Annotated in this window: 14 protein-coding genes; 9 read left to right on the plus strand and 5 right to left on the minus strand. The window is 65.4% G+C overall.

The window, feature by feature from the left end; translation table 11 throughout:
* Window positions 1–82 precede the first annotated feature (82 nt).
* Window positions 83–859: a lysophospholipid acyltransferase family protein gene (locus ACN8M7_RS00475; RefSeq protein ID WP_490259409.1), complete on the plus strand. Its 777-nt coding sequence runs from the start codon at window positions 83–85 to the stop codon at window positions 857–859.
* Window positions 860–863: 4 nt separating this feature from the next.
* Here ACN8M7_RS00475 and ACN8M7_RS00480 read toward each other — a convergent pair whose 3' ends face one another.
* Window positions 864–1,712, minus strand: a complete 849-nt coding sequence (locus ACN8M7_RS00480) for a universal stress protein (RefSeq protein WP_490259410.1) — start codon at window positions 1,710–1,712, stop codon at window positions 864–866.
* 324 nt (window positions 1,713–2,036) lie between these two features.
* Window positions 2,037–2,624: an acyl carrier protein phosphodiesterase gene (locus ACN8M7_RS00485; RefSeq protein ID WP_490259411.1), complete on the minus strand. Its 588-nt coding sequence runs from the start codon at window positions 2,622–2,624 to the stop codon at window positions 2,037–2,039.
* A gap of 126 nt (window positions 2,625–2,750) precedes the next feature.
* On the opposite strand from ACN8M7_RS00485, the gene ACN8M7_RS00490 reads away from it, so the two are divergent.
* Window positions 2,751–3,053 carry an ArsR/SmtB family transcription factor gene (locus ACN8M7_RS00490; RefSeq protein ID WP_061242160.1) on the plus strand — a complete coding sequence of 101 codons (303 nt, stop codon included), beginning with the start codon at window positions 2,751–2,753 and terminating at the stop codon, window positions 3,051–3,053.
* Window positions 3,054–3,080: 27 nt separating this feature from the next.
* Window positions 3,081–4,130, plus strand: a complete 1,050-nt coding sequence (locus ACN8M7_RS00495) for an alkene reductase (protein WP_490259412.1) — start codon at window positions 3,081–3,083, stop codon at window positions 4,128–4,130.
* 109 nt (window positions 4,131–4,239) lie between these two features.
* Here the strand turns inward: ACN8M7_RS00495 and ACN8M7_RS00500 are convergent, their stop codons facing one another.
* Window positions 4,240–5,088: an ATPase gene (locus tag ACN8M7_RS00500; protein ID WP_490259413.1), complete on the minus strand. Its 849-nt coding sequence runs from the start codon at window positions 5,086–5,088 to the stop codon at window positions 4,240–4,242.
* A 350-nt stretch (window positions 5,089–5,438) separates the two neighbouring features.
* Here ACN8M7_RS00500 and ACN8M7_RS00505 point away from each other — a divergent pair, with 350 nt between their 5' ends.
* Complete coding sequence (locus ACN8M7_RS00505; protein ID WP_490259414.1) at window positions 5,439–5,726, plus strand: hypothetical protein; 288 nt, start codon at window positions 5,439–5,441, stop codon at window positions 5,724–5,726.
* On the opposite strand, the gene ACN8M7_RS00510 is transcribed toward ACN8M7_RS00505, so the two are convergent.
* The gene (locus ACN8M7_RS00510) at window positions 5,717–6,715 is read right to left on the minus strand and encodes an NAD-dependent epimerase/dehydratase family protein (protein ID WP_490259415.1); all 999 of its coding nucleotides are present in this window, start codon (window positions 6,713–6,715) and stop codon (window positions 5,717–5,719) included. The genes ACN8M7_RS00505 and ACN8M7_RS00510 overlap by 10 nt on opposite strands.
* A gap of 101 nt (window positions 6,716–6,816) precedes the next feature.
* A complete protein-coding gene (locus ACN8M7_RS00515; protein WP_490259416.1) occupies window positions 6,817–7,713 on the minus strand; it encodes a LysR family transcriptional regulator ArgP in 897 nt (298 codons plus the stop codon).
* A gap of 94 nt (window positions 7,714–7,807) precedes the next feature.
* Between ACN8M7_RS00515 and ACN8M7_RS00520 the strand changes: the two genes are divergently transcribed.
* From ACN8M7_RS00520 to ACN8M7_RS00540, 5 genes are all read left to right on the plus strand, one after another.
* Entirely contained in the window at window positions 7,808–8,221 is a 414-nt protein-coding gene (locus tag ACN8M7_RS00520) for an ACT domain-containing protein (protein ID WP_490259417.1), read from the plus strand.
* Window positions 8,221–8,823, plus strand: coding sequence for a LysE/ArgO family amino acid transporter (locus ACN8M7_RS00525; protein ID WP_490259418.1), 603 nt, complete (start codon window positions 8,221–8,223; stop codon window positions 8,821–8,823). The genes ACN8M7_RS00520 and ACN8M7_RS00525 overlap by 1 nt, the downstream gene beginning before the upstream one ends.
* Window positions 8,824–8,863: 40 nt before the next feature.
* Window positions 8,864–9,820 carry a LysR family transcriptional regulator gene (locus ACN8M7_RS00530; protein WP_490259419.1) on the plus strand — a complete coding sequence of 319 codons (957 nt, stop codon included), beginning with the start codon at window positions 8,864–8,866 and terminating at the stop codon, window positions 9,818–9,820.
* A 90-nt stretch (window positions 9,821–9,910) separates the two neighbouring features.
* Window positions 9,911–10,093, plus strand: coding sequence for a hypothetical protein (locus ACN8M7_RS00535; RefSeq protein WP_490259420.1), 183 nt, complete (start codon window positions 9,911–9,913; stop codon window positions 10,091–10,093).
* 87 nt (window positions 10,094–10,180) lie between these two features.
* The gene (locus ACN8M7_RS00540; protein WP_490259421.1) at window positions 10,181–10,408 is read left to right on the plus strand and encodes a DUF2790 domain-containing protein; all 228 of its coding nucleotides are present in this window, start codon (window positions 10,181–10,183) and stop codon (window positions 10,406–10,408) included.
* Window positions 10,409–10,547 lie beyond the last annotated feature (139 nt).

Genomic DNA, 10,547 nt, shown 5'->3' on the forward strand with positions numbered 1-10,547 from the left:
ACACGACAGCCTGACCGCCAGGCATCGCCAAACGACGCTATCCATGGATAATGCCGGCACACGTCTTCAAGCGGAGGCCTTGATGGCCAAACTGCGTCTATCCATACGTCTGCTTCACCTGGCCCTGGTAATCACCTTCGGCGCCCTGCTGGCCAGCATCGTCAGCCTGTACGAGCGCCTGGTGCGGCACGACCTGATGCCGTTACGTCAGCGCCTGACCCGCTGGTTCCTGGCACGCCTGGGCGGCGCCTTGCCATTTCGCGTGCGGGTCGAGGGCGAGCTGCCGACGCAGCCGATGCTGTGGGTCGCCAATCATGTGTCATGGACCGACATTCCCCTGCTCGGCGCCCTGCAACCGCTGTCCTTCCTGTCCAAGGCGGAAGTCCGTGGCTGGCCGCTGGCCGGCTGGCTGGCGCACAAGGGCGGTACGCTGTTCATCCGTCGCGGCGCGGGCGACAGCAGCCAGGTGAGCCAGCAGCTCACCCAGCACCTGCAGCGAGGCCATCACCTGCTGATCTTTCCTGAAGGCACCACCACCGACGGCCTGGCCCTGCGCACCTTTCACGGTCGCCTGCTGAGCAGCGCCATCGACAGCGGTGTGGCACTGCAACCGGTGGCCATCCGTTACCTGCGCGACGGGCAACCCTGCTCGGTGGCGCCATTCGTGGGCGACGACGACATGCTGTCGCACCTGCTGCGCCTGCTGTCGAACTCGGCCTGCGAGGTCGAGATACGCCTGCTGGCTCCGATCCCCAGCGAATCACGCAGCCGCAACGAGCTGGCCCGGCATAGCCAGGCCATCATCGCCAGTGCCCTGCGCCTGAACGCCGCCGAGGCGGAACAGGTCGAAGCCGCCTGAGCTATCAGTCAGCCGGCGGCACGATCAAGGCGTCGCTGTCGAGCGAGGCCAGCAGGCGACTGGCGACGCTGCCCAGGAAGAAGCGCGAAACGCCTTCACGGGCATGGGTACCGAGCACCAGCAGATCGGCACCTGAGTGCTTCAGGGCCTCGCCGATTACCCCTTCGGGTGAGCCGATCTGTACCAGCAAGCGTTCATGGCCCAGCTTCGCACCGACGGCATCCAGGCGCTCGACCAGTTGCTTGCGCAACAGCTCACGCTGACTCTCCAGCACCTCTGCACTGACCCCAACCTCCATCATCGCGCCTGCCGCCAGCGGCTCCACCGCGCTGGCCACATGCAGGTTGTCCAGGCTCGCCAGCCCCAGCTCACGGGCCCGGCTCAGCGCCTGTTGCGACGTGCGCGACAGATCCATCGCCAACAGCGCATGACGGTATTCGTGCGTCACCGGACCATTGACCCGCAACACCGGAAGATGACTGCTGCGCACCACTCGCTCGAGCGTGGTGCCGACGAAGAAATCGCGCAGCGCCGACTTGCGATGCGCCCCCACTACCAGCAGGTCGGCCCCCGTCCCCTGGGCGCTTTCGACGATTACCGTGGCGGCTTCGCCAGTGCCCACGATCACCCGTGGCACGCTGCCGGCCTGCTCGCCGAGGCGTTCAGCCTGCGCCTGCAGCAGGGTTTCGGCTTGCTGCACCTGGCGTTGCACGTGTGCGGCCGGCGCATCGTCATCGATCACGTGCAGCAGGCTCCACTCACCGCCGCCCTGATGACGGATCAGTTGCACGGCACGCTGTACCGCATGCGCCGAGCGCTCGGACAGGTCGGTTGCTACCAGAATCTTGATCATCTCGTGTTCCTCCATCCGTATGACACCGCGTTACATTCAAGCGCCTCCCGAGTTCGCACGCCTTGATGCAGGTCAGCTCGGGCGCGGTAAAGCGCTCCAGGGCAGCCAGAACCATCGGCGATAACGCCCCGCTCAGCGCAGGTGATGCATGCCGATCCGGCCCCCTTTGAAATAGTGACCACGCCCGGCCCGGATTGACTGCACAAAAACGCTCGCTGCCCGGCGCGGCGACGCTTGGGAGCGTGGCCGCCGCCAGGCAACGGCAGGTCGGCGCGAGGGTTTGAGTACTGATCAATGCGGGCAAAGCGCCGGATTGCATCCGAACTATGGCTTGCTCGCGGCCAGCTCGGCGGCAGCGAAGGCCATCAGCTCGGGATAGAAAGCGCGGAAGTCCTCGCTGAGCGGTTCATACAACCGCTCCAGCTCGCTCAGGCTGCCGTCGAGCAACTGCGGTTTGGACAGGCGCCGCTGCATGCCGGCGATAACCTGCTCCAGCACCGCGAACTCGCGGTAGCTGCCCAGCCAGTCCTGCGCGGCCATGCGTGGCGCCATCAGCGCCAGGCGTCCCGGCAGTTCGGGCTCGGCCGCCAGCACCTGATAGACCCGCTCGGTGAAGTGATCCAGCGGCTGCAGCGCGTAGCTCGGCCAGTCGCGGGCCAGACAATGGTCGAAGAACAGGTCCAGCAGCATGCCGGCCATGCGCCGCCGCTCGACGGGAAAGCGGGCGCGGGCACGCGCCTGCAGCGGGTGACTGTCGGTAAAGGCATCGATGCGCCGGTGCAGGCGAATGGCCGCCTCGATGGGCGCCGGCCAGGCCCCGTTCAGTGGGCCTTTGACGAAATCGCCATAGAGGCTGCCAAGCAGTTGCGGCGGCGCGTCGCCGCCAAGATGCAGATGGGCGAGGTAGTTCATGCCCCGAGCTTAACGCCGACGCCAGGACAATCGAAGCCGTCGATGGAGACTATTGGAACAATCGATCTGTATATCGCTCAGAGACGATATAAGGTTCGCCACATGACGATACGGACCGACACCACCATGGAAATCGACCTCGACGCCATCATCAAGGCCCTCGCCCATCCGGCACGCCGCGACATCCTCGATTGGCTGAAGGAGCCCGAACGCCACTTCGCCGCACAGGATCATCCGCTGGAAATCGGTGTGTGCGCCGGCAAGATCTTCCAGCGTACCGGGCTGTCGCAATCCACCGTTTCCGCCCATTTGACCACCCTGCAGCGCGCTGGTCTGGTGACCAGCCGCAAGGTCGGCCAATGGCACTTTTTCAAGCGCAACGACGAGCTGATCCAGACGTTCGTCGAGCGCCTCGGCCAGCAACTGTGATTTGACCTTTCCTTCGGAGAAACCACCATGCCCACACTGTTCGACCCCATTCAGATCGGCGATCTGCAACTGAACAACCGCATCATCATGGCGCCGCTGACCCGCTGCCGCGCCGATGAAGGGCGCTTGCCCAACGCGCTGATGGCCGAGTACTACACCCAACGCGCCTCGGCCGGCCTGATCATCAGCGAAGCCACCTCCGTCACGCCGATGGGCGTGGGGTATCCGGACACCCCCGGCATCTGGTCCGACGAGCAGGTTCGCGGCTGGAGCAACATCACCCAGGCCGTGCACGCCAACGGCGGCAAGATCGTGCTGCAGCTGTGGCACGTCGGGCGCATCTCCGATCCGACCTATCTGAACGGCGAACTGCCGGTCGCGCCGAGCGCGATCCAGCCGGCCGGCCATGTCAGCCTGGTGCGTCCGCTCAAGGACTACGTCACCCCGCGCGCACTGGAAACCGAAGAGATCGCCGATATCGTCGAGGCGTATCGTCAGGGCGCGGAAAACGCCTTGGCCGCTGGCTTCGATGGCGTGGAAATCCACGGTGCCAACGGTTACCTGCTCGACCAGTTTCTGCAGAGCAGCACCAACCAGCGCACCGACCGCTATGGCGGCAGCGTCGAGAACCGTGCGCGCCTGCTACTGGAGGTGACCGATGCGGCGATTTCCGTGTGGGGCGCCGGCCGCGTCGGCGTGCACCTGGCGCCGCGTGCCGATGCCCATGACATGGGCGACGCCAACCGCGCCGAAACCTTCGGCTACGTTGCCCGGGAACTGGGCAAACGCGGCATCGCCTTCATCTGTGCCCGCGAAAAGGCTGGCGATGACAGCCTGACCCCGCAACTGAAGAAAGCATTCGGCGGCGTGTTCATCGCCAACGAGCGCTTCACCAAGGATCAGGCCAATGCCTGGCTGGCAGAAGGCAACGCCGATGCCGTGGCCTTCGGCATCCCCTTCATCGCCAACCCTGACCTGCCAGAGCGCCTGCAGCAGGATGCCGCGCTGAACGAGCCGCACCCGGAAACCTTCTACGGTTCCGGCCCGGTCGGCTACATCGACTATCCGCGCCTGTAATCGTCAGACAAGCCCCTCCCCGGGCATGACACCTGTGGGAAGGGCTTTAGCCACGAGCAAACAAAAACGCCCCGCATTGCGGGGCGTTGGTTTATCGAGGTAATGGCAATCAGCGCTGATTGATCTGCTGCTGCAGGTTCACCACCTGACTCTGCAGGGTGTTGATGTTGCGCGTCATCTGCGCGCGAAAGGCATCGAACTCGGCGGTGTTGGGGCCGGCGCTCGGGGCCGGGCGATTGTCCAGCTCGCTGCGCAGTACCAGCAGGTCCTGTTCCAGGCTGCGAATGGCCTGGGCCGGGTTGCCCTGTTTTTTCAGCGCATCGATATCGCCGCCGAGGGCCTTGATACGACTGTCGAGCTTGGCCAGCTCAGCCTCGGTGGCCTTGGCATCGCCCTGCGCAGACTTCAGCGCCGCCTGCTCGCTGGTCAGCGTTTGCAGACGCTTGTCGAAATCGGCACTGGCAGCGATGCCACTCTTGAGCTCGCTGCCCAGTTGCTCCACCCGCTTGTCCAGCGCAGCCTGCGCGCTAGCGCTCTGCTGTTGCTGCTTGCCCAGCTCGGCCAGGCGCGTTTCCAGCTGCTTGACCTGCAGCTTGAGCGCCTCGCTGCCAGTGGTGACGCTGGACTCGGTCGCCACCACCTTGCCGGAAATATCCTGAATACGTCCGGCCGCTTCCTCGCTGATGCGCGCGAAGCTTTCCTGGGTCGCCACCAGGCGCTGCTCCATCATGCCGATCTGCTGCAGGCTCCACCAACCCAGGCCTGCCAGGGCGAAACTCAAAGCGCCAACCAGCGCCCACAGCGGCCCGGTGCTGGCACCCTTGAGCACAGGCGCCTTGCTGGCGCTGGGGCGGCTGCTGCGCGGCGCTGGCTCGTCGCGCGGTTCGACAAACTCCTCACGGCGGTCCGGGGTCAGGCTGGGCAGGTTGTCGAGCTCGTCGTTGGCGTCGTTACGCATGGTCGGACCTATGGTTTGGAGCGAAGAAACGGAAATGCCGCGCAGTATACCGATTCGCCACTACACCATCAGCGTCGCGCCAAGCAGGTGCGCGACGCACCGACGAAGGGCGCGACAGGGCCATCGACTCGTCTGCAACCCAGCAGTTCCGCAAAACATGAACTGGTACGCACTTTGCTTTTCTCCTGTCGCGAACACGCCGGTAGAGCGTCGCTAACGAGCCAGCAGGCGGCCTGAAAGTTCTGCAACGCACAAAAAAGAGTTCCAGTCGCAGGATGAAGGCTGGCGCGGTTACGGATGGCGAGGAAGGCCCGATTCCGTGACCCCTCAAGCAAACGGGGGAAGTGGCAATGGAACTGAACAAAGAAGTGCTGGACTGCATGAAAGCGCTGCGTCGTCGCCTGCGTGACGAGCAGGCCATGGACATTCGCCTGAGCCAGGTGGACGCGATCGACGCCATGCTCGATGGCAGCATGAAGTCAGCAGATGAAGAAACCCGCCGCCTCGGTCAGCGCCTGGCGCAATTGTCCGATCAACCGCAGCGCGCGACGGTCACTGCACTGGCAGCGGCCGGGCTACAGTCCGGCGCGCCTACCAGCTCGGTGCGCGTCTATCGCGGGCAGCGCATCTACGCCTGAGACCCCATCTGCGCCTGCCACCAGGTGCAGAATTCATCCAGCGCATCCCACAGGCTGGCCCTGGGTTCGTAGTCGAGCAGATCGCGGGCGCGGTCGATGTTCAGGGAGAAATCCCTGGCCATCACCGCCACACCCAGGCGAAACAGGCTCGGCTCCGGCCGCCCCGGCAGCACCCGACACACACCTTCATTGAGCGTCGCTGCCGCATAGGCCAGCGGCAACGGCACATGCCGCGTCACCGCGGGCAACTGCAGGCGCCGCAACACGTAATTGACCACGTCCCACAACGGCACCGGGGCGCCGTTGCTGATGTTGTACACCTGGCCAAGCGCGGCATCGCCAACCTGCAACGAGCTGAACAAGGCATCGTTGAGGTTGTGCACGCTGGTGAAGTCGACCTTGTTCAGGCCATTGCCGATGATCGCCAGGCGGCCCTTGCGCTGCATGCCGATCAATCTTGGGAAGATGCTGGTATCGCCTGCACCGGTGACGAAGCGCGGACGCAAGGCAATGACCTCGAGACCGAACTCCTGCGCGGCGAACACCTGCTGTTCGGCCAGGTATTTGGTCTTGCCGTAGTGATCGGAGAAGCGTTTGGGCACCTGCTCCTCGCGGATATCGACATGGGACTTTCCGTCGAAGTAGATCGATGGCGAGGACAGATGCACCAGGCGCCGGACCTTCTGCTTGAGGCAGGCGTCGACGATGTTTTCGGTGAGGGTGACGTTGGCCTGATGAAAATGCGCGTAGTCGCCCCACACGCCAACCGCTCCGGCGCAATGCACCACCGCCTCGACATCCCGGCACAGCGCCTGCGCCAACTCCTCGTCGGCAAGGTCACCTGAAACGAATTCGGCGCCGCGCTTGATCAGGTGCTGCACGCCTTCGGCGCGGCGACCGTTGACCCGCACGGCCAGCCCCTGCTCGAGCGCGAAACGAGCGAAGCGCCCACCGATGAAGCCACTCGCGCCGGTGACCAGAATCTTCATCGCCATCCCCTACCCTGGATTCTTGTCATTGCCGCACTCTAGCAGCGCCATCGTCGTGGCGCGCTGTCGGCGGCGGCCATCACTACGACCCTGCGGGCCGCTCATGGGTGCAACGGCACCAGCACCGAGGCAGAGTGAAGACGCAGCTGTTGGGTCAGTTCGCTGAGCAACTCTCCGCCATTGCGCCAGTGGTGCCAGTACAACGGCACATCGATGCAGCGCTCGGGTACCAGGTCCACCAGCCTGCCGCTGGCCCGCTCCTCACGCACCTGCAATTCCGGCACCAGGCCCCAGCCGAGGCCGCCTTCGGTCATACGTACGAAACCTTCGGACGACGGGCACAGGTGATAGGCGAAGGCCCCCGAGACACCGAGGCCTGCCAGATAGCGATGCTGCAGTTGATCATCCGGGCCGTAGACGATGGCCGGCGCACGTGCCAGTGCCTCGGCAGTGACGCCGCCGGCAAAATGCCGGGCGATGAAGACCGGGCTGGCCAGCGCGCGATAACGCATCGCGCCCAGCGCCAGGCTGCGCGCCCCCGCCACCGGACGCTCGGCAGCACACACGCAGCCAGCTACTTCGCCCGCGCGCATGCGCTTGAGGCCGACCTCCTGGTCCTCCACCACCAGTTCCATCAGCACCTGCTGGCTGGCGCAGAACGCGGCCGTCGCCGCCGCCCACCAGGTCGCCAGGCTGTCGGCATTGATGGCGATGCGCAGGCGCTCGGGCAAGGCCTGCTCGTCCAACCCTGGAACCTGGCCCTGCAGGTCGCGTTCGAGCAGACGCACCTGCTGCACGTGGTTGAGCAGGCGCCGCCCGATCTCGGTGGGCGCCGGTGGCGTGGCACGCACCAGCACCGGCTGGCCGACCCGCGCTTCGAGCAGCTTGATGCGCTGCGACACCGCCGACTGCGACAGCCCCAGCACCTGCGCCGCGCGCTCGAAGCCAGCCTGCTCCACCACCGCCGCCAGAGCGGCAAGAAGCTTGTAATCGAACAATCGATTTTCCTAATGAGTGATCAGCAATATTGGTTTCTCTTATACATCCAGACGCCGCAGACTCGCCAGCATTCAGCCCAATCAGGAGCCCGCAATGTCCGGCGAAACCAACCTCGCGCGCCTGCTGCGCAGCATGACGCCGCAGCTCAACCCAGGTCAGTACGTGTTCTGCTGCGTCCCGGTCGAGCATGACTGCCGCGCCCTGCAACCAATCGCCAGCCTGCGCGAAGCCGAAGGCCTGAGCCTGGTGCTGACCCGCGAAAGCGCAGACGCCCATGGCCTGCACTATGACTACATCGCGGCCTGGATCACCCTGCAGGTGCACTCGTCACTGGCGGCCGTCGGGCTGACCGCCTCCTTCTCCGCCGCCCTGGCGCAGGCAGGAATCAGCTGCAACGTGGTCGCCGGCTTTCACCACGACCACCTCTTCGTCCCCAGCGAGCGCGCCGAAAAGGCGCTGTCCACCCTGCGCGCCCTGTCGGCAGCGTCCATGCCGGAGCCGGCGTGATGTGGCAGAGCTACAGCAACGGCCTGCTGGTCGCCATCGGCCTGATCATGGCCATCGGCGCGCAGAACGCCTTCGTCCTGGCGCAGAGCCTGCGCCGTGAACACCATCTGCCCGTAGCCGCCCTGTGCATCCTCTGCGATGCGATTCTGGTCGCTGCCGGCGTGTTCGGCCTGGCCACGCTGCTGGCGCAGAGTCCGACCTTGCTGGCCATCGCCCGCTGGGGCGGCGCCGCGTTTCTGATCTGGTACGGCAGCCAGGCGCTGCTGCGCGCCGCACGGCCGCAATCGTTGCAGGCGGCCGGCAGTGAACCACGCTCATTGCGCGCCGTGCTGCTCGCGGCCCTGGCGGTCACCCTGCTCAACCCGCATGTCTATCTGGATACCGTGTTGCTGATCGGTTCGCTCGGCGCCCAGCAGCCCGAGCCAGGCGCCTATGCAGCGGGAGCCGCTAGCGCCTCGCTGCTCTGGTTCAGTGCGCTGGCCCTCGGTGCCGCGTGGCTTGCGCCCTGGCTGGCCAGACCGCTGACCTGGCGCCTGATCGACCTGGGCGTGGCGGCGATGATGTTCGCGGTGGCCGCGCAACTGATCCTGGGCGCGCTGTAATCGCGCATAATGCGCCTGGCTCATTACGCCAGGAGCAACAATGGATACCTTGCATGCAATGCGCGTGTTCGTTCAGGTGGTCGAGCGCGGCAGCTTCACCGCCGCGGCCCAGACACTCGACCTGTCCACCGCGCAGGTGTCACGGCTGATCGCCGACCTGGAGCAGCACCTTGAGGCACGCCTGCTGCAACGCACCACGCGACGCCTGGCCCTGACCGAAACCGGCGAGCACTACCTGGAACGCTGCCGGCAGATTCTCGATCAGGTCGACGAGGCCGACGCCGAAGCCCGCGGCGCCCACCAGACACCCAGCGGCCGCCTGCGCGTGCACACCATGACCGGCCTCGGCCTGCAGCACATCACCCCACTGATCGCCCGCTATGCCGAACACCACCCTCAGGTCGTGGTGGAACTGACCCTGGCCCAGCGCACCCCCGACCTGCTCGAAGACGGCCATGACGTGACCATCGCCTTCGCCCGCGACCTGCCTGACTCGCAACTGGTCGCGCAGCGCCTGGGGGCGATCCACAGCGTGATCTGCGCAGCCCCCAGCTACCTGGCTGAATACGGGATTCCCGAGCACCCGGCTGACCTGCAGCGCCATCGCCATCTGCGCCTGACCGATCCGCTCTACCGCGGCCAATGGGATTTCAGTGACGACCCACTGCAGGCGCTACCGGCCGAATGCTTCCAGGTCAACGTCGCCGAGGCGCTGGTCAAGGCGGCCCAGGCCGGCATGGGGTTCTGCCTGCTGCCCTCCTTCGTCGCCAGTCAGCCGCTGCGCGAAGGGCGCCTGCTGCGCCTGCTGCCGCAACACCGGCTGCGCGCGCTGAACATCTACGCGATGTATCCGTCGCGACGCTTCCTCGATGCCAAGACGCGCACCTGGGTGGAGTTTCTCAAGGCCGAACTGCCACCGCTGCTGCTCGCCGACGAGGCGGTGCTGGACGATGCACAGCACTGGGCAAGCCCGGAGAGATTGTTGCGCAAAAGGTAATGGTCATTCACCCGGATCGCGCTTTTTCGGGCTCAGCTGCCTCACTAGGATGACTTCGAACCCACGAAGAGTCCGCAAGAGGATCGCCCCATGAAAAACCTTATCACTGCCGCTGCCCTGTCCCTTTCCGCCTTGCTCGCCACTCAAGCCTGCTTCGCCGAAGAGTCCCCCGCGTTCGTCGCCCACCAGCAGGCCTATCAGCAACATTCGCACAGCGCCTCGACCCAGCAGGCGCAAGCCGCGAGCACGCAGAACGCCGATCAGCACGGTTGAACCCAGGCTTCCCTGGCGCCGGCCCTGCTCCTGACCGGCGCCCCTCGGGCCGCTGATCCGACCCTTTTCCCGAACATCGAGGCCATCATGAAACGTATCGTCTATCTATTGGCGCTCGCCTGTGCGACCACCCTGGCGCAGGCCGAAACGCCCGAGCATTACCACTACGGCATGCACCTGGACATTGCCAAGGTCATCAGCCAGACCTTGCCGCAAGGCTGCGAAACAGGTGAAGCCCAAATGGTCTATCTGGACTCCAAAGGTGAGCAGCACACACTGACCTACCTGCGCATGGGCGAAGGCTGCGATTACTGACTACTGCCCGCGCCCGCACCGGCCGCGCTGAGCATCAGCCTGCCCCTGATCGCCGCCGCGCCAGCGATCCAGGGCCTACCGGACTTATGCGAATTCGCTGTTCAAGCCCCCGCCATCCAGGCGCATGCATGCCCCCCCC

It is taken from the genome of Pseudomonas spartinae, from assembly GCF_965197125.1.
GTDB classification, from domain to species: Bacteria; Pseudomonadota; Gammaproteobacteria; order Pseudomonadales; family Pseudomonadaceae; genus Aquipseudomonas; species Aquipseudomonas composti_A.